The organism is Bradyrhizobium sp. WSM2254 (genome assembly GCF_000472645.1).
In the GTDB taxonomy this organism is placed as follows: Bacteria; Pseudomonadota; Alphaproteobacteria; order Rhizobiales; family Xanthobacteraceae; genus Bradyrhizobium; species Bradyrhizobium niftali.
In genome coordinates this window covers 1-22,466 of record NZ_AXAB01000018.1, presented here as the reverse complement: position 1 = coordinate 22,466, position 22,466 = coordinate 1, and the positions used below count along the sequence as shown (strand labels likewise).

The following is a 22,466-nucleotide window of genomic DNA, read 5'->3' as shown; positions in this document are numbered from 1 at the left end:
CTTTCCAACTATGCGCTGGCGTCCGGTGCGGCCGACCTGCGCTTGCCTGCGCGGCTCCTGCGGCCGTACCTTTATCCTGCAAGGCAAAATCCGGTCGCGCGAAAACGCGTCAAGCCTGACCGACGTCGTAGGTTTGCGGTATTCTATCTGATCGTGGGGATCAGGTCGGCGTCTTTTAGACGGACTGCACCGCACGGGAATTCGAGCTGCGACAAATCTGGTAATGGTTCCCTTCCTTCTGGCCGCCGGGTTATAGTTTGCGGGCGCACACGGATCTGCGAAATCGGCAGCCTGCTTGATCGAGACGATACCGGTGCACACAGCCCTCCGTAACTTCCGAGGACCTGGGACGAGGATAGCAAGTCCCGTACCAGTTGCGGCGCTCGCGAAATCAGCGCAAAACACGCGATTGAGACCATCGGCGATCGATCACGTCGCGTCACGCGATCGAAGCAATTACGACCGATGTCGGAAATGGGACACCCCAGCCTCGAGCAGCCGGGGCACTAGCTGAAATCGAACGAGCCTGACCGGGGATGAATTTGCTCAAGCATCTGCGCAAGGGCGAGAAACACGAACGCCCGCAACTTCTACCAGGGGTGCTTCTACCCGATTTGCCTAGATCGCGATTGGCAACGCCACGACTACGCCGAGACGTCAAACGCGCACGATCTTCGACTTTCCGCCAACCAATGATCAATATCTTGCAATTGCTGGGGTTCGCCCCAACTGCCGCGTCCTTTAGAACACGTTGCTACCCGGTCAACTACCAACGCTGGTAATTGATCAAGATGACAGATGCATGTCACCTGTTGATTGAGCCGTGGGATTGCCCGAACGCCCTGGTCATCGACAGCCGGAGCAAGCACGTGCTGAACGCCCGACAAGTCAAATGCTCGTGCAAGGAGTCAGCATGCAACATCAACCAAAATCGGCGGTCACCAATGTCTCTGAGCGACGTTCGGGCCCCGTACTTTCGCAAATGCTGCGTGCTGAGGTTTGCTCGAAGAGCACCCTCACCTTCCTCATGGAGGCTCATGATGCGCTTTCCGGCGCGATTGCCAAACGCGCAGGCTTCAAAGGCCTCTGGGCCTCAGGCCTATCCATTGCCAGCTCTCTCGGCTACCGCGATGCCAACGAAGCTTCCTGGAGCCAACTCGTCGACGTCGTCGAGCGAATAGTGGACTCGACCGAATTGCCTGTGCTCGTTGACGGCGATGGGGGTTTTGGCAACTTTAACAATGCACGCCTTGTGGCACGCAAACTTCGTCAGCGTGGCGCTGCCGGGATTGCGCTGGAGGACAGCTGTTTTCCGAAAATGAACTCATTTGTTGGCGAGCGGCATCCTCTAGCGGATATCGATGAATTTTCCGGCCGACTGCGCGCAGTGAAAGATACAGTCGCGGAAGACTTGGTCCTAGTGGCGCGGATCGAAGCGCTGATAGCCGGCCATGGAATCGACGAAGCCGTTCAACGCGCCAGTGCCTACGCTGCGGCGGGTGCCGATGCGATCCTCATTCACTCGCGCAAGAGCACCGCGGAGGAGATCCTCTCCTTCTCGACTGCCTGGGAACACCGCCTTCCTGTCGTGATCGTTCCAACGAAATACTATCGAACCCCTGTCTCTGCATACCGCGACGCCGGCATCTCCACAGTGATCTGGGCCAACCACTCCATGCGAGCTGCAATAGAGGCAATGGGCCGCATATGCGGACGCATTCTAGCCGAGGAAAGCATTGCTGGCATTGAGCCAGACGTTGCGACGCTCGACGAGGTCTTCGAATTGTTGAAGTACGACGAGCTTGCCCGTGCGGAAGCGCTATATGTCCACCCCCACTGAGCTACGACAAGAGGTTCTGCTCCACACACTACAACAATGCGCGCCCTTACCGAGCCATTGCATGCGCGAACTGCACCCGCTTCGTAGTCCACGAAAAATTTCGGCCGACTTCACGCAAGTGGCAGACGCATAAAGGATCGCTTGGAAAGGAAAAGTGTCGATGTTAGCGCAACGGACAAGCTTATTGAAGTTTTCGGGGACCGCCGCGGCAAAGATGGCAGCTAACGCAGCTGCCTCGAACGGAAACGAAATCATCGACTTGACCGCCGGAGAAATATGGAGCGATCTCGCTTCATCAGTTCGTGATGGTGCGATCGCCGCGATCAATCGCAACCTCAATCGCTACACGGACACGATCGGTTTGATAGAGTTGCGACGGGCGCTTGCTTGCAAGATTGCTGCCGAGACTGCGCAACCCTGGACGGCTGATGAAATCGCGGTGACGCACGGTGCCAAACAGGCTCTCTTCAATGCGGCCATGGTACTTCTCGATCCCGGCGACGAAGTCCTGATCCCCACTCCCCACTGGACCACGTTCCCGGCGCAGATCCTCGTTGCTGGTGGCACGCCGGTCTTTGTTGACACCAGGCATAGCAACTTTGTGCCGAGGGTTACCGACTTGGTGGCGGCCCTTACATCCAAGACTAAAGCAATCGTGGTCAACACACCGAACAATCCCACGGGCACGATCTACGACCGCGACACTCTTGCTAGCATTGCCCAACTCGCCATAGATCAGGATCTCTGGATCATTTTCGACGAATGCTACGGGACTTTCGCCCATGCCCCACATAGCCATCATCCCATGGTCTCGGTGGCGCCCGACGCACGCGACCGTACTTTGACTGTCAATTCCTTCTCCAAATCATTGGCCGTTACCGGCTGGCGCATTGGCTACCTCGCTGGTCCGAAAACGGTCATCACCGCGGTCAGGGCGCTACAGAGCCACACGACTTCGAACCCCAACGTAATTGCACAGCATGGACTGCTCAATTACCTGGAGCGTCGCGATCCAGTGTTCGAACTAAATTTGGGACGCCAGGTTGCCAATGCGCGAGCGCTCGGGCTTCAGATCCTCTCAGAACTGAGATCGGTACCTCAGCCTAGTGCCCAAGGTGGATTTTACTTCTATCTCGATCTCGGCGAACTGCAGCGGCGCGCCAAGGCCGATGGTCGAAAACTCGACGCAGATGACGTCGCCAACAAATTGTTGGCCAAGGCCGGTGTCGCAACGGTTTCGGGCACAGCTTTTGGCGATCCCGCTGGGCTCCGCCTTTCCTACGGCATTGATCTCGAATTGCTGAACAAAGGGCTACGGCGCCTGACAGCAACGCTGAACGGGTGCAGCTGATGCTTTTCTCCGAAGCATACCAGCGATTTAACGTGAGTCGCCATATGCCCGACGCATTCCACACAACTCAACCTTGCGACGGAAGTCGCACTACGGGATTAGCAATCCTTTCCGCCTCAGCAGGCAGGCGTTGATGGAGAATGTCCTCTCGTAGCCTGACCAACTTTTTCTTCTCTGATACTTCTATCGCCGCACTCGCTGTATTTCGGGCTAAGCACTGTTGGCGTCACGGAGATTGGATGGAATGCGCGACGCCCCTCTCTTTCTACGCATTGCTTTCGTAGCTCGACCATTCAGAGATTTGGCAGCAAAGCCCGGAAGAAGAGTGAAGAGCATCTCTTTCGGAGTAACCCACCCCGACTTAAATGCGAATGAGGACTCTAGGCTCCAGACTTCTCTCGAACGGAATACCGTGACACCATCTCCGCATTCCGACCAAGCCAGCGCGTCCTTGTGGGAAGCCGCTTACTTGCACCTCCTCGCCCGAAGCCGCAATTCGCGTACGCGGCAGGCGGCTTGCTCAGCTCATTCAGAATTCTAAGCGTCATCCTGTTGCCAAGAGCCTTTTCAAGACCTGTAAAAGACGGATCGATATATCTACGGCCTCACATGCGGGAGCCCCAGCGGGGCGATATGCCGCCACGAAGAAGGGAAGTGAAATGACTACCAATGCTCCCAAAAGAGCCGTGATTCTCGCCGCCGGTCTCGGCTCTCGCTTGGGTACTCTGACGGATTTGCGACCGAAGCCTCTCGTCGAGGTGAATGGCACACCAATCCTCTACAACGCTCTGCGAAACTTGGAGGCGGTCGAGGTGGAGGAGGTGACGATCGTCGTCGGCTATCGCAAGGACGCCATTCAATATGCCTGCGGCCGCCGTTTCGGTGGTGTCCAAATCAACTATGTCGAGTCCGCTGTCTTCGACCGCACCGGCAGCGCCTATTCCCTCTGGCTGGCGCGCGACACACTGCTTTCGGGAGATTGCTACATCCTAGAAGGAGACGTCTTCTTCGATAAAGACGCGCTTTACCGCGTCACTTTTGCCGACACTCCTGACGTTGCGGCAGTTGCGCCGTTCAATCCGAACATGCAGGGTTCCGCTGTACTTGTTGCAGAGAGTGGATTCATCTCTGCGTTCCGGCTGAAGCAGACGTCAGCGGATCTCAACCGAAGCGGTCCCACGCTTTTCAAGACGATGAATATACTGCGGCTTGACTCTATCACGCTGAGGAAGACGATCGTTCCTTTGCTTGATGACTTCATCCGTTCCGGCGCCACACAAGCGTACATCGAGGAACTGCTCGCCGTGCTCGTCGAAAGCCGCGGGCTACAGCTTGCCGCAGCGCGCTGTGACGATCTCCGTTGGTGTGAGATTGATAGCGCGGACGATCTGCAGGTCGCTGAGAGACTCTTCGCAAGTGGATCGCCGCCGTCTTGATCGCCCCGTTTGAGCATCACGAGACGCCCCAATGACAGATAGCCTGTCGTTCCTATGTACAGCGCCTTGATTGTCGGGCCGTAGAGAAGATCGGACTGCCTTCACACAATTGGTGGAAACGATACGTTACGAAAATCAATCGAACGGCGCATAGAACCCCGATATCGGCGTTGCGACTTTTACATGCCTAATGGCATTGAGCCCATGGGACAAAGTGACAGCTGCGCCCGCAGGAGGCTGCAACCGGTGTTGCCCGCCTTCTTCGAAGAAGACGACGGTGGCTAGCCCGAAGACCTCATTCTGCTCGAGCGGCTTCTTAATCAGAAAGCGGGGGAGCCGAGGCAACCGGCGCTCGCTCTGCGTTAATGACATAGCGAGGAACAACGATTTCGCCGCAGTCAACTACCAACGTTGGTAATTGACCTAGATGGCAAATATGTCAACTATTGCTCAATGAACGTCGGGTCTGTCAATGGTCACCAAAGTCCGGCATGCGACATCAATCAAAATCTATTCGCGCCAGCGGCACCGATGAACGCTGACTTGCCGCGTGCAGATATACCACGTGCTCTGGACTGCTCCGACAGCGACCTCCCCTTCGATGTGGAAGCGCATGATGCCCTCACCGACATCGACGAGTTCTTCGGTCGTCTCCAGATAGTGAAGGATCCTTTCGCGGAGGACCTGGTCCTCGTACCTAGGATCGATGCATGGATCGGCGGCCTTGGAATGGACGAAGCAATTTTGCGCGGCCACCCTTTCGGTGATGCAGGAGCCGACGCTATCCTCTTTTCATCGGCAAAAAGAGCGCCGCGGACAAGACAACTTGCGCGCACGCATCGTTCCGTGACTGCGCGACTCGTTCGCCTCCGGCGGTAGCAAGGCCGATGTCAAATGGGCTCTTGCCCGCCTGTTCGACGGGGTTGAACTGAGGATTAGGGGTGCGCCCTGCGATGACCTCAGAAGGTTCAGGATCGACAGCACGGCAGAGCTCGTACACCGCGAAGACGCTATTCAATATGGCCAGTGGCAATCAATTTGGAAGGCTAGAAATCGACGGTGTCGAGCTTTCGTCTCGAGCGAACCGGAAACGCCTATTCCCCGCAATTGGCCCGAGACGCCCTGTTTTACGGAGACTGCTCGATGGCGATATGGCTTTTTCGAGGACAATGGCGCTTCGCAATCCGTCTCTCGTCGACGCTCTCGACGTTGCGGCGGTGGCGCCCCTTGAATCGACAATGCGGGTGCAGTCGCGCGGCTTTCGGACCGCGGATCAGTTGCCGGTTTAGCGCGAACCAAACGCCAAGAAACCTCGGAGAGCGGCGCCAGGTCGTTCAAGACGATGACGCTCTTGCGACTGGCGCTCGGACGCTAGGGTTCGCAATCGTTCCAGCCCCTTGGATATCATCATCCGCTCTTGTCCGGTCAGTGCCTGTACAGAGGGGCTACTCGCACATCTAGTTAAAAAGCGAGTTTTCTTACTCGCAGCCGCACGATGTGAGGGCCTCACGTGGCGTGAAAGCCTGGGCGACCTGCGCATCGCGGAGCAGACAATAACGAGAGAGACGCCAATCGGCGTCCGTCGCATCGGCGGCAGAATGAGGAGGGGCAATTGCTTAAATATCTTTGGGATCCAGCAAACGCTATAACAATGAGTGGTATTCTCTTCTCGTCCGTCAGCCTCTTCTTCGCTGTCTTGGGGCGCCTCGAACTCGCCGTGGCCGTGGCGCTATGGGCCGTGCTGGCAGATCACCTAGATGGGGTTGTTGCAACGCGAACTAAGGATCGCGATCAAAGCGTCGCGAAAATGGGCAAGAGCCTCGATGGCTTCGGGGACATACTCTATGGAGGAGTAGTGCCAGCCGTTATCGTGATGCAGGTTGGTCACGCCTCGCTAGTTGGCGCGCCAACCGCGACCGTGCTGCTCATCGCGGCTGCGACTCGGCTTAGTTATTTCGCGAATTTCGGCAGATCACCCGACGGACGTTTCTTAGGGGTACCGCTATCATACGACGTTCCACTAATGGCTATCGTCTTTCTGGCCCGACCCTTGTTACCGGATGAGCTCTTTGTAACGTTTACACTCGGCATCTTTCTTGCACTTGCGGGATTGCACGTCGCATCTATTCGTGTGCCATCCCCGAATACGGAAATGTACGTCGCAATTTCAATCTTCGCTATCGTCGCTTCGACCACCCTAGCCTCGAGAGGTCTGAACTAGACTAAACCGGCCTGGAGCGCGCGGCATCCGCTACTGGCTCCGCATAGTTATTTTGACCTGTTGTGGCCGGCGAGGTCAGATTGGCTCCGGTAGGATTTTGGGATCAACGAGGACCTGGATGCCGCGAGGTCGGCCGGGCATGCGATGCAGCCGGGTATAGAGGTGGATACCGGCGTTCGACCATTTGCAGCAGCTCACGGCCAGACTTTTGGACTGGTCCGGTGGGGAACGACTATCGTTTATCAACGAGCAGGAGGTTAGCATGACGGGCATTCCCCTGCGCCCCTTTCGCAAACAACATGGACCACTCCGCATCTAGTCGATCATTTGCTCGTCACAGCCAGCTCATTTCTCCTCGCCCGTCCATTGTCGCCGCCAGCATTCTCCGGTGACCACCTCTACGCGAGGATACGAAGCACCTTCCTGCCCGAAATCAAGCATGGATTTGCCATCGCTCCACTTCCAACAATTAGCTCATGCCAACTGTCTGCAACGCAAGCTTAGCCATGATGATGTACGGCCGCATGTCGCTTTCGAACCGCGACCACGTCGCGGGCGCTGCCGCTCCGCATGGCAGCCTAACCCCGGCAGACGCTCCACTTATCGACGCGGAGATGCTGTTTAGACAACCGGGACCAGGTCATTCGTAGGCAGAAAGTGAGAGGCGCTGGCTCGGATGGTGACGCTAAACAATGCTAATTTCACCAGAGCTTTAAGCCGCGATCAAATGGCGGCCTATCCTGAAACCCCATCCTGGGAAGTCATCATCCCAATACCGATCGCAGCCACTTATCGGGAGTGAAATTGAACTCTCGCTGCCTCAATATAGCCGAGAGTTCAGAGGACGCCACGGCTCTGACTTTTTATGCCCAGCTTTCGTATCGCATTCTTAACGTAAAACCTGACTGCATTTTCGCTGATGTCCAGTATCATCCCAATATTCTTGGACGATTTGCCTTCCAAGACCCAGCGCACGCATTTTTTTTCGCGCTCGGATAGCGCCACTTTTGTATTGTCGCTACAAGCCGACGGCCGCGCGATCTCCGCGAGTGCAATATGAAAGTGCCAGCCCAGTGCTTTCAGGTGACTCATATGATACTGAGGATCGGCATCGTCGAACCGAGATGCAAAAGATACGACAGATAGCTGGCCCAAGGGTCCGAACAATGGGATGCTCATTCCATGCTTCAGACCAGCCTCTCTGGCCTCGTCTAGTACACGTTTCTCGCCCGGATGCAGCTGATATCGCTCTGCGAGTTGGTCCCACAGAAACGGCCGCGACAACATTGGCGTCCGCCGGACCACCGGATCGATAGTATGGTATTTGCGTTCAAAATATCGGTCGCGCCACTCGGGCGGCCATTTCACGGCCACTGCAGGCGGGGGGTATTCCGGTAAACGAAGCGGTTCAACGAAGTTGAGCGCTGCGTAAGCGACTTCAGTGAAGCCCTCCTCGCCTGCGCAGCTCACAAGAAGCTCGAAAAGCGCTCTGAGGGATTTCGTTCGAGTCGCACATTCGGTAAAGCTAAATAAATCCATCATGGCGCCTTAGTTTGGAGCCTGGCCCCGGTCAGACGTGTTCAGGCTTTCTGGAACCAACTGACGCGAGCAGCCATTTTCGGCGCCGAGCGCCGAGGTGAGTTGTTGCACCAACTGAAACTTTTCCGGCGGCGCCGACGGCCATGACCTCAGCATCGAAAAGATTGGGTTTTACGGAGCCGCTGTCGTCCTCGAGTGGAACGTCGCTCCGCCTCAATCGCGCGTTGGGCAAGATCCTGCGCCCTGCGCTTGGCAACGCAGCTAGGCTACAGGCCCGAGGAGGGCTTAGCGATTCCAGGCTCCCAACACCAGTGTCGATGGTATGCTTGTGATTGATGAGATCAGGTACACCATATTCACTCTGAGCTTGCGGGCGCCGCTGGCCGCATCGTTCGTCGCAAGCGAGCCAGGGCCACTGAAGACCCGAACTGCGTGCCGCACAGCGTGACCCACGTCCAATGTCAGTGCCTTGTGTAGGAGAGTCCGCGGCGTACAGATGGCTCATGGTGGGAATGGTGATCACGCCCCAAGATTCTCGCGCGGCGAGCGCTTGATAATCGGCAGCCGGCCCGCGCTAGCGTTGGTCACGGACTAGAGGTGGATTTGCGCCGAGTCGAAGCCCTGCCTGATGAAGAGGACACGGGCCGCTCCACAACTTGCGAGGACCTAGGATGAAGACAGCAAGCGTTGTACCAGTCGCCGCGCTCGCGAATACAACAAGTCAATACAAGGACTTAATTGAATAGAGATCGACTGTGGTACGTCAGGTAGGATCGAAGCGATTGCGACATTCGTCGGAAGTACAACATGCTTTTGTACCAGCCGCGGCATTAGTTGAGTTGATATAGATCAAAAACGACGCGTCGAACACGGGATGCATTTTGATCGCCGCATGGGAACAGCCCGGCGCATAGCGTAGGTGACCGGCTGCAGCGCCCACAATCGATGAGGAACCCTCATCCGATTTGTGCTATCGTGACTGCATTCCAGTACCAAGCCGAGCGCTCGTACCCGAGAAGCACAGTATCCGCGACTGCTCTTCTGGTCCCTTCGCGCAACCGGCCTAGTCCCAATCAACTACCAACGTTAGTAATTGATCGAGACGACAGCACATGACTATTAGTCTGAGCTATCGCTAGTCACACCTCACCAACAAGAAGTTCGGCATGCAACATCATCAACAATCTGTTGGCGTGTATCGACGCGCTGACGAGTCGCCGCCAGAAACGCTGCACCGTGAATAAATACAGCCGCGAGCCCCGCGCTAACCGATAGCGACCCTCCAATGATGAGCATCGCAAATGAGTCGCAAGGTAACGCCCGACCACAAGGATGACCTCGTCAATCGGTTCCCCGGCGGCTATTGGAAGTATGACATCAAAGACTTCGTCCTTCTGGTCAATCCTTATTTTCCGCCGCAGGCATTCCTTGACGAACTTAAAGACGCTTTTCCGAGGCTTATTGCCTGCTATCCCTCTCCTAATGCACAGATGGTTCAGCTTCTTGCGGACGCGATTCGAATACCAGCGAGCAATCTTATCGTTTGTAACGGCGTAGCCGAACTGATTCCCATTCTCCTCGGTCGACTGCGTATGAAGATTGCGGTCCCGGTCCCATCGTTCAACCCCTACGAAACGTTCGCCCTACCGGGTCGGCTGTCACGCTTTATTCTACCACCGCCGGATTTCGAACTCGACGTGCACCGTTACGCAGCATTCGCGCGCACACACGGTGTCGATGGCGCGATCGTGATATCGCCGAATAATCCGACCTCAAGAATGGTTCCCTGCGAGGATTTGCTGTATCTCGCGTCAGCGCTTCGCACTCAACAGCAACTCCTGCTGCTCGATGAGTCATTCATCGAATTCAGCGAGGCCGGACGAAGTGCGAGTCTAGAAAATCATCTCTTCAAGTTTCCCAACGTGATCATCCTAAAAAGTCTGGGAAAGATTTACGGAACATGCGGCCTACGGATCGGGTACGCGGCATCCGCAAATACTGAATTGATGCAGGATATGAGATCCGCCCTTCCCACGTGGAATGTCAATACGTTCGCTGAATTCTTTCTGAGCAAGCTTCCTCACCTGACGCAGGAAGCGGAGCAGAGTTGGGCTAGAGTAGGTAGCGACAGGGATAAACTATACAGGGATCTTCTCAGCATCGATGGAATGAGAGTGCTGAAGCCGGACGCAAATTTCGTATTCTGCAAACTTCCGCCCAATTGGCCTGACGGGGGTGTGATCGCCGAAAATATCCTGAAGAACAAACGCATGTTGATCAGGCACAACGGCGGAAAGACGCTTAAAGATGGCAAGCGATTCCTGCGTATCGCAAGCCGTACTGCGGACGACAATCGGCTCTTAGTCGAGGCGCTGAAAGAGACGTCGCTAGTTTAAACGCAAGCAGATGACCTTGGCTGGAGAACGAGCATGAGCGACATCCATGTTTGCATATGTGGCGGCGGAAGGATCGGCCACTTGAGCGCCGTTCTATTCAAAGGAAGCGGCGCGAGGGTGACCGTCTTGACCTCGGATGTTGTGGGAATGACCAATCGGATGCCTTGCGCAGGAATTTGCGCGGCTTTCTCTGACGGCACTCAGATGTTTCAGCGGCCCGACACGATAACCTCGGAGGCGCGTCAAGGGGTCCTCGGTGCAAACATTATTGCCCTGACAGTACCGGCCCATGTCCGTCCGTCCGTCCTCCGCGCCATCGCGCCTTATCTGCATGGCCGTCGGAGACTCTATGTCGGCTCCATTCCGGGAAATGGCGGCTTCGACTGGATGGCGCGTAGGCTTTTGCCCGACAACTGTATCATTTTCGGGCTGCGTGATACGCCGAACAATGCCTACAATCTGCGGCGTGGAGTCCGAGTCGACGTGGGTATCGGATCGGAGACGATTGAGGTCGCCTATGCAGACGGAACGCCGACGACAGAACAAGACATTGGCGATCACTTGCTCTCGGTCCTCTTTGCAAGACCCATCGTTCGCCTCGAATCCTTCCTTGAGGTTACGCTGTCACTGGGAAATCCGATCCTCCATGTTCCCGCCCTTTATTCGCTAATCGGACCGGCTGGTCCCTTTAAGACGAGCGCATTTCCAAAACGCCTGCACTGGTGGCATGATCTGTCTATCGCCGGAGCGCGCTACATCGAACAGTGTGTGGCAGAGCAGCTCTTGCTCGTCGACGCCTATCGATCACGGACTGGGGCGCGCCTTCGCAGCGTCAAGGATATCACTGTCTCAATGAGAGAGCGCTATGGTGGTCAGATCGGGGATTCATCAACACTTTATTCAATGTTGCGGACCAACAAAGCCCTTAAGGGGATGGTGCCATTGAAGCGCGAGGGATCTCACCTTTTGCTTGATCAGACCAATCGCATCTTCACCGAAGATACCCAGTTCGGCATCCGCATTTTGAGGGAGCTCGCAGATCGTGCGGGTATCACCGTTGCTCTGATTGAGGAAATAGATGACTGGTCTCGAGAACTTGCCGATCCAACCTTCGGGAGTGCAGTTGACTATCTTGAGCCGCCGGGGACTTTTGCTGGAGCGACGGATCCATCGCAGGGAGGCGTATCATCGAGCGTAGTGTAAACCTCCAGCGGGGACACGTTATCAGCTGCAACATGCCACCGCATGACTGTGACGGAAGCCTCCGGATTGCCAAACTGGCTGATAGTTAAGGCTGTGGCCATGTAAGGGCTGTGGAAGCACTACTTGCACTCCTGCAGGAAAATATGTCGATGCGGGAGAGTTATAGATTTATTGATTGGACCGCACCTGCGACGCCTGGACTCTGCAGGAGTCGTCCTGACTGGAGCATTGCCGCGCCATGATTCTCGCAAAAGCCAGTGGACAGACGTCACGCACATAGGACCGGATCAACATGTCGACTTCGCAAGCTAACAGTGCTGCGTTCACCGCGGTTGCGGCTGCCTATCAGCACCGTTACGGGCACAACGAAAGACTTATGGAGCAGGTCGCCACTCTCGTCAGAGATTCGGCTCCAGATTGTAGTGTTGCAGACATTGGTGCTGGTACCGGTACGCTCACGGCCATCTTAGACCGCCTTGGCTTCAAGGGGTGGGCCATTGAGCCGAATAGTGCAATGCGCGATATCGGAAAAGGTCGAAAGGACATTAATCAATTCACCTGGATTCAGGCAACGGCAGAAAACACAGATCTATCCGATTCATCGGTGGGATGGGTCACGATGGCTGATGCCTTCCATTGGACAGAGCCCGAGCCATCGCTCCGGGAGTTTCGGCGCATATTGAAGCCCAGAGGCTATTTCGCGGCAATTTGGTCTTTGCGTGATTTTCAACACGATCCACTACAGCGCTCAATCGATGCACTTATTCGTTCTGCTGTTCCTGGCATAAAGCGAGTATATGAGCGCATAGGTGAGGTCATGGCATCGATGCCAAGCTCGTTCGCCACGGCTCAGGGCTTCTCAGAGCCAACCCACTTGCAAGCGTGGCACCGCGAGACGACATCGAAACAGAAATATATGGACATGTGGCAGATGTCGCATGATATCCGCGACCAGGTATCCCTTGAAAAATGGGAGGAGATTTGCCAGGCGATAGAGCAAGAGATCTCGCCGCTTCCCGTCCTCAACCTTGGCTACACGACACATATTTGGCTTTTTCGATCCATCCAATAGCCAGGATAGTCACGCCGATATTTTCACTTTTGATTTTCTGAGCATTCGGGCCGCGATGCTCATTTTCACACTTTTGAGTAGCCACTGTAGTCGCCTGCTCGACTAAGGACGAGATTGTTGACAGGTCAGAAAGAAGCCTTCCCGCCGACCCGGTCTCGTAACCAGTCGCCGGCTATGGCAGTAGACCATGCGGTCAGAAAGATCGCCAAGCCCGGAACGAGCGTTAACCACCAAGCGGTTTCCATATAAAGACGGCTTTGACCAATCATAAGTCCGAGGCTCGCAAGCGGCGGCTGAATTCCTAGCCCGAGAAAGCTGAGACTGCTTTCCAACAGAATGATGCCCGGTAAACTCATTGTAGTCTGGACGAGCAAAGGTCCTACAATATTAGGCAACACATGAAGGCAGTATATCCGCAGAGGATGAAATCCCAGCCCGCGTAGCGCTTCTACATAGATTTGTCCCTGGGCGGACAAAACCATACTTCGAACAAGCCGCGCATAGGTTTCCCATCCGTACAATCCGAGGACGATCGTAAACAGCAGGAGACTATTCCCGAAAAGCGCAAGAGCGGCCAGCGCAAACAGCATGAAGGGAATGGCGGCTTGGAAATCGATGATGAGAAGGAGTGCTTCCTCTACTAGTCCCCCACGATGTGCTGCAAGAACCCCAAGGAGGCTGCCAAACACTGCGCCGATAGCCGTTCCGAGAAGTCCCACCCCGAGGCTAATCCTCAGGGCGTACAGCAGCCGACTCAGAACATCCCGTCCGAGTTCGTCGGTCCCAAGTAGATGGGTTGTGGTCCCGTCGGCGAATAGCGGTGGCTTTAATCGCGCCAATAAATTCTGATCGTTGAAATCGGCCGGCGCAATCCAAGGGCCCAGAATCGCGATCAGCACTGTAGACGCCAAGCACAGCAAAGCTAACATGGTGAGCAGATCCGGCTTTCGCTGCCAGAGTCGCCGCTCAATTCGCAAGCCAGATATTTCGGCAGCCATATCTCTAGCCATTTCGAGCTCCGATGCTCCGGCCACCTATGCGCGGATCTAAGAAACCATATGCCACATCAACGAGCAGGTTCGCAGTTATCACGGTTGACGCCGCCAAAATCACAACCGTCTGGACAACCGAAATCTCGCGTGCAGCAACAGCTGCAACCGTCAGTCGTCCGACACCGGGCCAAGCGAATACTGTTTCGACCACAACGGCACCACCTAGGACTTGACCGGTCAGTAGCCCGACAATGGTGACAATTGGAATGGCGGCGTTCGGCAGAGCGTGGCTTCGCAAGCGCATCCAGAAAGGGATGCCATTCGCGATCGCCGTTCTCATATACGATTTTTCGAGAGCATCGACCATCGCGGAGCGTGTGAATCTGGCAACGGTTGCCCCGTTCCAGGTTCCCACAGTGATGGCCGGCATGATCAGATTGCTCCAGCCGGCACTACCTGCGCTCGGCAGCAATCGCAACCACGATCCGAAAACAAGGATAAGCAATATTCCTAGAAAAAACGTCGGAATGCTATGTCCCATAACGGCAAGAGACATCACCGCACGGTCGATCAGTCGTCCACGGTTGATGGCGGCAACGCACCCCGCCGGGATGCCTATCACCAAGGCCACCAGAAGTCCGGCAAGACCTAACTCGAGAGTCTTGGGGATCCGCTCAACGACAATGCCAAAAGCTGGCCGCCCTTCTCTAAAGGACGTTCCGAAGTCACCGTGAAGGAGTCCGCTTAGGTAGGTGAGATACTGAGTAGATAGCGATTGATCTAGTCCCCACCGCGTACGGTAGGCCGTTACAACATCTAGTGGTGTCTCGCTTGGGAGCAGCATTTGTATAGGGTCGCCCGCCAGCCGGAGCACGCCGAAAGCAAATGTTACCACGAAGAGTAAGGTGGCAAACGCTCGACAAAGCTTCGTCAGAATATATCTTACGCTCATTATCGGTCCTTAGGCGGTTCGCTTCCAACGTGATGGCATGCGACCATATGGCCGTTCGCGATCGTTTTGAGCTGAGGCACAGAGTGAGCGCATGAAGCGAGAGCGGCGCGGCACCGGGAACGATATGCGCAGCCTTGTAAGTCGGTCGCCGGTCCTGTGGGTGCTGTTGCGATCGCGGTCGACTCTCCACTTGTAACGATCAGAGAAGGCACAGCTCTAAGAAGGTCCAGGCTGTAGGGATGGGACGGAGCGTGAAAGAATCGTTCGGTGGGGGCGATCTCAACAATTCGGCCCAAATACATGACAACGACACGATCGCTTATGTGCCGCACCACTCGGAGGTCATGAGAAATAAACAGGTAGCTTAGCTTGTATCGGCGCTGCAAATCGACAAGAAGATTGACTATCTGCCCTTGAATTGAGACGTCCAGAGCCGAGACCGGTTCGTCGCAGACGATAAATTTGGGATTGAGAGTTAAGGCTCTTGCGATGACCACGCGCTGTCGCTGCCCACCGGACAGTTCACCTGGCAACCGTGCGGCAAACGCGTGGCCTCCAAGGCCGACTGCTTCGAGCGCTTCCGTCGCGAGGCGTCGTCGATCTGCTCGTGTAGCAGCAAGACCATGCACTAAGATGACTTCTTCAATCTGCTGGCCGATCGTCAGTTTTGGATTGAGCGCCGCAGTCGGATCCTGGAAGATCATTTGCATGTCGCGCCGGGCAGCCCGCAACCGACGCTGGTTGAGCGAAGCAAGATCCGTTCCCTGAAATTCGACGCAACCAGTCGAAGGCTTCAACAGTCCGAGCGCCAAACGTCCTGTTGTTGACTTTCCTGAACCGCTTTCCCCCACAAGAGCCAGCGTCTCAGCCGATTTGATCGCGATGGTAACATCGCTGACCGCATGTGTGATGCGATGGCTAAAGAATGAAGCCCTCGATGCAAATAACTTCGATACCGATTTGAGCTCGACGAGATTGCCCTCGGTCATTGTATGGCCGTCGAAAGTGGAAAATGACAAGCGACACCACGGTTGATGGGTAAGTCCGCAAGTTGGGGTTCGCTTATCGTGCATTTGAACTGCCGGAAGCCGCATCTATCTACGAACGGGCAGTCACCCCGATCCAAGGTCGGAGGCGGGGCTCGGCCCTCAATAGTCGCCATCCTCGATCGGTCGCCATCGATCCGTGGCATGCAGTCCAGCAACGCCTTGGTATATGGATGCGCCGGGCTGTGAATCAGAACCGACGCGGAACCCTGCTCAATGATGCGGCCAGCATACATGACTAGTATGCGCTGGGAATGACGCGCCACTACCGCCAGGTCGTGGGAGACGAGGATCATTGACATAGCCAGTTCGTCGCGCAACCTTGCAAGCAGGGATAGGATCTCTGCCTGTGTCGTCACATCGAGAGCGGTAGTTGGTTCATCGGCGATCAATAGGCTCGGAGAACAAGCCAATGCCATTGCAATCAGAACCCTCTGGCAAATCCCCCCGGACAATTCGTGCGGGTACTGGAGAAGCCTTTGCGCTGCGCCGGAGATCTGAACCATCTCCAACAACCTCGCAGATTCCAGCATTGCTTGTCGATGAGATAAGCCTTTGTGCAGCACCAGTTTCTCCGACAGCTGCGACCCAATCCGCCGAACCGGATTTAGGGCTTGTGTAGGGTTTTGAAATATGATCCCGATGTCCCGGCCTCGCATCTTCTGCAAATCGGAATCACGCAAAGATAGGACATCGCGACCCTTGAGTAAGATCTTGCCTTCGATATGGCTAGCACCCGTTGTGAGTGCGGCTATCGCGTGACAGAGCGAACTCTTACCGCACCCGCTTTCGCCGACGATTGAAACGCATTCCGCCTTTTGGATCGCAAAGGACACATTTCGGACCGAGGCGGACTGCGCCGCCTCTCCTTTGCCGAAATGGACGCTCAGGTTTTGGACCTCCAGGAGCGGAACGGGACCAGGAGATGCCTGTTCGGCAACAACTGGGTGAACGCGCCTCCTCGATCGAACGGATCTTATCCGATGCAGAACATCGAGGGTCATTGACTCGCTCCAGTGAGCGCAAAACTATCCGGTCGGAAATCGGTTCTGAAGTCGGAGGATGGCTTCCAAACGATCGTGCGTTTTGCCGCAAAGAACTGGGGTGTCCTATAGAGTGGAATGGCAGGAACCTCCTCCTGCAATATAGTGACGATCCTTTGGAAAATCCATCGTCGCGCGTCAACATCCGTCGTGGTGAGCTGCTTTGCTAGCGCATCAACGCCGGCAATGCCGTCAGGGAATCCACGCTGCCGGGTCAATGCTCGTTCGCCGAAAAAGCAGGAGCCGAGCGCTTCCGGAGCAGCATACTCGAAGCCACAGCCGCCCATAACAGCCGCGGCGCCTGGTGCGAATGCTTGCGACCAGTTGTTGACGATTTCCAGCTTTGCGTTTAGGCCGACTTTCTGCCACATCGCTTGAATTGCCTGAGCCACCGCTTCTCCGTTGACGTAATAGTTCGCTAGCACGCGGATCGTAACTGGTTGCCCTTCATAGTGTGCCTCCTTAAGAAGGCTGCGTGCTTCTTCGGGAGTGTAGCTAAATCCAGTGCGCGAAGGGTCGTAGAGAGAACCAAGCGCGGGAAGTTGGAACTGATCTGCAACTTCGGTATAACCGCTCCACAGGGCCTTAACGATCGTCAGACGATCAATGGATTTTGCCATGGCTTGTCGGACCCGCTTATCGGCAATAGCGGGATTGTTGCCAACTACCCACAAAATCTGCATCTGGTCCAACAAAGACGGCAGAACCTTGAGGTCGCGATCCGCTTCGATCTGCGAGATTTGATCGGGGCTGACTTGAGTAATCAGATCGTAATCCCCGGAGACCAAACCGGCTACGCGTGCGGCGGCTTCTGGAACCTCGCGGAATGTGATGTCTCGGAACGCTGGCCTGCCACCGAAGTAGTCGTCGAACGCAGCAAACTTGATGAAATTCCCGTCCTGCCATTGAACGAACTTCAGGGGCCCGGTACCGATGGGCGCTCTCTTGAACGCTGCCTGACCAATTGCGAGATAGCTACGTTTGTTGACGATGCCGGCTGAATAGTGTGCCAGCTTCAGCTCGAGGGTCGCGTCATCGCTGCAGCTTCGGATTTGCACCTTGTAGGGATCGAGTACTTTGACGGGTTCGAAGCAGCCGAAGAAGTTTTTGGCTCCCGGCAGGATAGCGTTGTCGGCGAAAACTCTTTCCGGTGAAAATGTGAAGGCGACGTCGTCCGCTGTCATCTCGTCGCCATTGTGAAATCTCACACCTTTGCGAAGGTCCAGTTCGACGGTTCGTCCGTCTAGGCGACGCCACGCGGTGGCCAATGATGGCGCCAGTATAACGCCGCTTCCAGGTGTCTTTGCCTCGGCTGCATAGTCTCGCTTTATGAGTGTATCAAAGACAGATCCGTACACTCGGAGTTCGGTCGCGAGCGGCATATCGGCGGGATCCATCTTCGCGCCAAGGGAATTTACTGCAACCTCCACATTGGGTTTGGCAGCCGCTAGGGCCAGGCTCGTGGAGAAAAAGACGGCCGACGCTGCCATCATTGCAACGGCACATAAGGGGCTTCGTAAGGAGGTCACGGAAGTTCCTTTCGTATTAGAGAAGCTGAAAGAATCGTTGGGCTCGCGCGGGCAACTACGCAACACTCGTCAGAGCAAGGGTACGCGTCATCTCGTTACACTGGATCATGAACACTCATCGCTGCCCAAACCAGGTTTCGAGAGCACAGAGTCCGATTCCGTGGCGGTGGCAATCTGATCACAGCATCGGGTGGAAAGGTCTGTCTCGTTCGCATTGCCGGCTGGGCAGCCCCCATCCGCTTCTGCAGAGAGGGATCGCTTCGATTGGATTTTGTCTGCACAATCAGCCACCGCCAACTCGCCGCCCTCCGGGATGACCATGAATGATGGTGATGATATCGGCCGGCTACACGACACTCCGGAATCCTGGCGATTTGGCTCGACCACCGTAAATACGAAGCCTTTTTTCGGCTACGCCAAGTCATCTGGAAGCATCTCGCGATGCCTTTAGGGGGCGACAACATCGACGATCATCATTGTCCGATCGCAATATTGACACCAGTTGATCTCAATGGAATCTGTCCGGCTTGCCATGGCAACAGAGGCGCCGATCGCATCGCATGGTATCGGTCTAGCATGTCCGTAATGTCGGAGGCTTCCATTCCTGGAGGCTGCTCGAGCCCGAATTCGATCGAGCCATTGTCGTCGAGCCAGTATCGAACCAAGCCGGGTATCATGAGTGCCCGGAACGCCCGCGGTATCCTGAGGATCTGGGCGGTGCTAGGAGCCCAGACGAATTGAACGCCGTCGACCATGAGAGTGCGATAATGATGATTGTGCCCTGAAGCTACCAGACGCAGGTTCACGCCGTCCAAATCCTTCAGCAGTCGGTCTCGGCCATAGGCGGTGACGCAGATGTCTGGCACATCAGGCTCTGCGCGCTGCTCAACGAAAAGCGGTTTGTGAAGAAAGACGGCAGTCGGCCGGGAGTTTTCGGTTTGAATGGTCTCCAGCATCCAGGATCTTTGCGCTTGCTCTTCGGCAAGGCCGGAGCCGAGAAGCATCGAGTTCAATCCTAATAAGCGCCAGTCGCCAACTTCACGTGACCACCAGTCAGGTCCGAATATGCGACGATAACGCGCCAAGCGGATGCGATTCACGTGCTGCCCTAGGTACGGAGCCGGGTTACAGTCACCAATGTCATGATTTCCCGGCAAAGCGACGAATGGTGTTCTTAGTCGCGACAGTTGCCGGAACGCGAATTCATGATCGTCTTCGACGTCTGGGTCGTCGAGAACATGGTCTCCGGTGCAAATGACGAGCTCGGGCTCGTCATTTGCGATGTATCGGAGGCAAGCTTCCCATCCGACCTGATTGTAGGCTCGGCTCTCGCTGAGATGAAGATCAGAGATCTGTATGATATAATGGCGGCCCACGCGCGAACCCTTCTGTCCTTTCGTTGCCTAAGAGCACTTCACCAATTTCGCTGAATGCGAAGGAGCATACTCAACGCTGCCTGGTTTTTGAGTTCATACGCAGCAGCTGGCTTAGCAACTACTGCAACAGTCGGCGCCGTGATTGTGCCAGAGTATTTTTGATCGAGGAAACTGGCGAACACGTCAGCCGAGAAAGTCAGATTCTTTACTGGCGTCCAGCGTGTGATGGTGCCGACCGCTGCGATGTTGAAATCAGGGTTACAGACACCCGTCAGCCCAAGGGCAACCATACCAGCACTGCCGCAAATCTGAGCCTTGGCCGCACCGCTGTAGCGGACAGCTGCCCACCCGCCGTAGACGCCGCTGCTCCAGTGAGCATTCCAATTGTGATTGTAACCAGCGTTGAAACCGTACGTCGTGGTAAGATCAAGAGCCGTACCGTTTGTCGCTGCTATGCCAGAGTAAACGGCATCGGAAACGCCAGCGAAGCCGATGCTCTGGTACGCACCAACGCGGCGGGTGCCGCCGTACATAGCCCACGTGTTCGGCATGTTTTCCTGGATATCGTACATGCTTGCGCCGTTGGTGTACACGCCCTGTAAGTTGATCGAGTCACCCGCGCCGGTCGGAATATTCTTGATGGACAACGCCAACTGAGCAGCCCAGCCCCACTTGTCACCGGGGGCCCCGCTGGTTTCTGTCGCTCCATAGTACGCCGCATGGTTATTGTGGGCCGCGACCGACGCCTGGAAGAGACCCCAAGCCTGGTCGACGCGCACCATGCCGACGATGTCAGGAGCCCGGCTGCCACCGAAATTCTGCGTCCCGTAAGCACCCGTCAGGATACCGGTAGCGGTAGCACCTGTCGTGTTCCAGATGTTAGTCTGGTAGTATGCAGTTGGGTCTTGAGCCGAAATCGTCGCGGCAATTCCCTGGCCGAAATCAGCAGTATAGCTAATCTGGTTGACGCCTGTAACGGCGCTGCCGCTGCCTGGAAGTCCGTCGAAGATGTTGGCCGGATAATTGGTCCAAGGAGAGCTGAACTGGGAGATCGCCTTCCCCACCGTGAAGCCGGCGAACTGGATGAAGGCAAAGTAGACACCAAGCGCACCACCAGCAATTGAGCCAGAACCGCTCGTTCCGGCCGGAGCACCAGTATAAGCCGTCGAGCCGTTCAAAGCAGTTGTGCCGGCACCCGCATAGCCACCCGCCGTCCAAGTAAACGTCGCATCGAAGAATGTGCGGACGACTCCGTACTCGGTCGCGGTCCGCGTATCGATGTTTAGGTCTTCTCTGGATCGCGTCGTGTAGTAGTTGCTCAGGCGGTTGTGCGCAGCGCCGACACCGGAAACCGGGTTCACGACATAGCTGTTGCTGCCCAGCAGCAAATCAGCGCGCAGGTAACCACCCAACTTGATGCAGGTGTCAGCGCCAGGGATGTAGTAGAATCCAGCACCATACGGCGAGCAGATCTTCACGTACTCGACCGGCCTGACCTTGACGGGAATGTCAGCCGCTTGCGCTCCACCCAGAGCGACTAATCCTGCCGTCGACGTCAGTATGGCTTGCCTAATCGCCTTCGCGCAATATGCACTCGCACCATATCTCACGCCACTCAATGCAGAGCACGGCCGGATCTTGGCCAATCTCGCGATCGGGGTGGACCGACCCTCATCACGGCTAGCCAAAGACCGCCGTGAGGTCGATGTCAGGTCGCGGGCTCCCTTATCCAACATCAACCCGACCGGATTCTCCAACACTGACGACTTCACATTCTTTAACACTGACGACTCCTCAAAGATGCGCAAACATAGACCGCCACGCTTTTTGTGTTCGGAAAAAAGGTAAAATACTCAACCGAGAGCGACCCGGCTCGTCGGCCAGAATGAAGTCCGGCGACTGAACGAGCGCACGGGCGATCGCCACGCGCTGCTGCTGGCCGCCCGAAAGGGTGTCGGCGCGTTGCAAGGCATGCGATAGAAGCCCGAGCCGGTCCAGCGCCTTCGCGGCCGCAAGTCGTCGCTCTGCTGAGAACTGTTTGAACAGCACCGGCACCGTCGCACAGTCGGCGACCGTGCCGATCAACACATTGGTAAGGACGTCGAGCTGGCCCGTGAGGTTGAAGTGCTGAAAGATCATGGCGCAGCGTGATCGCCACTGACGCAGCGCCCGCCCTTTGAGCGCGCTGACTTCGGTGTCGCCAAAGAGGATGCGCCCGGCGGTCGGCTCAACGAGACGGTTGATGAGCCGCAGCAGCGTCGATTTGCCCGCACCGGAACTGCCGATTACGCCCACGAACTGGCCGGGCGGAATGGTGAGAGTGATTCCGTTAACGGCAAGCCTAGAGCCAAAGTGGCGGCTAATCTTGGCGAGGAGAAGTGGTTGCCTGTCCATGTCGGAACCGTGCCAGCCCCCTGTTACGATCAGGATTCATTCGAATGAATTTTTGATGACATTCGAATGATTCCCC

16 protein-coding genes and 1 pseudogene are annotated in these 22,466 nt (G+C 56.0%); 7 read left to right on the top strand and 10 right to left on the bottom strand.

Features of this window, described 5'->3' with window-relative positions:
- Positions 1-982: 982 nt before the first annotated feature.
- From aepX to A3M7_RS0113100, 4 genes are all read left to right on the top strand, one after another.
- Entirely contained in the window at positions 983-1,840 is an 858-nt protein-coding gene (gene aepX / locus A3M7_RS0113125; RefSeq protein WP_049823353.1) for a phosphoenolpyruvate mutase, read from the top strand.
- A 160-nt stretch (positions 1,841-2,000) separates the two neighbouring features.
- The gene (locus A3M7_RS0113120) at positions 2,001-3,191 is read left to right on the top strand and encodes an aminotransferase class I/II-fold pyridoxal phosphate-dependent enzyme (protein WP_027544364.1); all 1,191 of its coding nucleotides are present in this window, start codon (positions 2,001-2,003) and stop codon (positions 3,189-3,191) included.
- 659 nt (positions 3,192-3,850) lie between these two features.
- Positions 3,851-4,627: a phosphocholine cytidylyltransferase family protein gene (locus A3M7_RS0113115; RefSeq protein WP_027544363.1), complete on the top strand. Its 777-nt coding sequence runs from the start codon at positions 3,851-3,853 to the stop codon at positions 4,625-4,627.
- A gap of 1,612 nt (positions 4,628-6,239) precedes the next feature.
- A complete protein-coding gene (locus tag A3M7_RS0113100) occupies positions 6,240-6,848 on the top strand; it encodes a CDP-alcohol phosphatidyltransferase family protein (RefSeq protein WP_027544360.1) in 609 nt (202 codons plus the stop codon).
- A gap of 837 nt (positions 6,849-7,685) precedes the next feature.
- On the opposite strand, the gene A3M7_RS0113095 is transcribed toward A3M7_RS0113100, so the two are convergent.
- On the bottom strand, positions 7,686-8,390 hold the full coding sequence (locus A3M7_RS0113095) for a LuxR family transcriptional regulator (RefSeq protein ID WP_245284230.1): 705 nt from the start codon (positions 8,388-8,390) through the stop codon (positions 7,686-7,688).
- A 1,298-nt stretch (positions 8,391-9,688) separates the two neighbouring features.
- On the opposite strand from A3M7_RS0113095, the gene A3M7_RS0113090 reads away from it, so the two are divergent.
- The 3 genes from A3M7_RS0113090 (at position 9,689) to A3M7_RS43995 (ending at position 13,058) form a co-directional block, all read left to right on the top strand.
- Complete coding sequence (locus A3M7_RS0113090; protein WP_027544358.1) at positions 9,689-10,783, top strand: histidinol-phosphate transaminase; 1,095 nt, start codon at positions 9,689-9,691, stop codon at positions 10,781-10,783.
- Positions 10,784-10,816: 33 nt separating this feature from the next.
- Complete coding sequence (locus tag A3M7_RS0113085; RefSeq protein WP_027544357.1) at positions 10,817-11,986, top strand: NAD/NADP octopine/nopaline dehydrogenase family protein; 1,170 nt, start codon at positions 10,817-10,819, stop codon at positions 11,984-11,986.
- Between the two features lie 292 nt (positions 11,987-12,278).
- Positions 12,279-13,058 carry a class I SAM-dependent methyltransferase gene (locus tag A3M7_RS43995; RefSeq protein ID WP_049823352.1) on the top strand — a complete coding sequence of 260 codons (780 nt, stop codon included), beginning with the start codon at positions 12,279-12,281 and terminating at the stop codon, positions 13,056-13,058.
- 125 nt (positions 13,059-13,183) lie between these two features.
- Here A3M7_RS43995 and A3M7_RS0113075 read toward each other — a convergent pair whose 3' ends face one another.
- From A3M7_RS0113075 to A3M7_RS0113040, 9 genes and pseudogenes are all read right to left on the bottom strand, one after another.
- A complete protein-coding gene (locus A3M7_RS0113075; RefSeq protein WP_245284229.1) occupies positions 13,184-14,068 on the bottom strand; it encodes an ABC transporter permease in 885 nt (294 codons plus the stop codon).
- Positions 14,061-15,002, bottom strand: coding sequence for an ABC transporter permease (locus tag A3M7_RS0113070; RefSeq protein ID WP_027544355.1), 942 nt, complete (start codon positions 15,000-15,002; stop codon positions 14,061-14,063). Before A3M7_RS0113070 ends, A3M7_RS0113075 begins: the two co-directional genes overlap by 8 nt.
- Positions 15,002-15,991 carry an ABC transporter ATP-binding protein gene (locus A3M7_RS46430; RefSeq protein WP_084302110.1) on the bottom strand — a complete coding sequence of 330 codons (990 nt, stop codon included), beginning with the start codon at positions 15,989-15,991 and terminating at the stop codon, positions 15,002-15,004. The genes A3M7_RS0113070 and A3M7_RS46430 overlap by 1 nt, the downstream gene beginning before the upstream one ends.
- Positions 15,988-17,052, bottom strand: a complete 1,065-nt coding sequence (locus A3M7_RS0113060) for an ABC transporter ATP-binding protein (protein WP_084302109.1) — start codon at positions 17,050-17,052, stop codon at positions 15,988-15,990. The genes A3M7_RS46430 and A3M7_RS0113060 overlap by 4 nt, the downstream gene beginning before the upstream one ends.
- A complete protein-coding gene (locus A3M7_RS0113055) occupies positions 17,049-18,488 on the bottom strand; it encodes an ABC transporter substrate-binding protein (RefSeq protein WP_198033738.1) in 1,440 nt (479 codons plus the stop codon). The genes A3M7_RS0113060 and A3M7_RS0113055 overlap by 4 nt, the downstream gene beginning before the upstream one ends.
- A 237-nt stretch (positions 18,489-18,725) precedes the next feature.
- The gene (locus A3M7_RS51230) at positions 18,726-18,941 is read right to left on the bottom strand and encodes a hypothetical protein (protein ID WP_084302107.1); all 216 of its coding nucleotides are present in this window, start codon (positions 18,939-18,941) and stop codon (positions 18,726-18,728) included.
- A 152-nt stretch (positions 18,942-19,093) separates the two neighbouring features.
- Positions 19,094-19,996: a metallophosphoesterase gene (locus tag A3M7_RS46420; protein WP_084302105.1), complete on the bottom strand. Its 903-nt coding sequence runs from the start codon at positions 19,994-19,996 to the stop codon at positions 19,094-19,096.
- A gap of 38 nt (positions 19,997-20,034) precedes the next feature.
- Entirely contained in the window at positions 20,035-21,606 is a 1,572-nt protein-coding gene (locus A3M7_RS0113045) for a porin (protein WP_049823384.1), read from the bottom strand.
- Between the two features lie 259 nt (positions 21,607-21,865).
- Positions 21,866-22,390, bottom strand: a pseudogene (locus A3M7_RS0113040) (phosphonate ABC transporter ATP-binding protein); the annotation flags it as partial.
- Positions 22,391-22,466 lie beyond the last annotated feature (76 nt).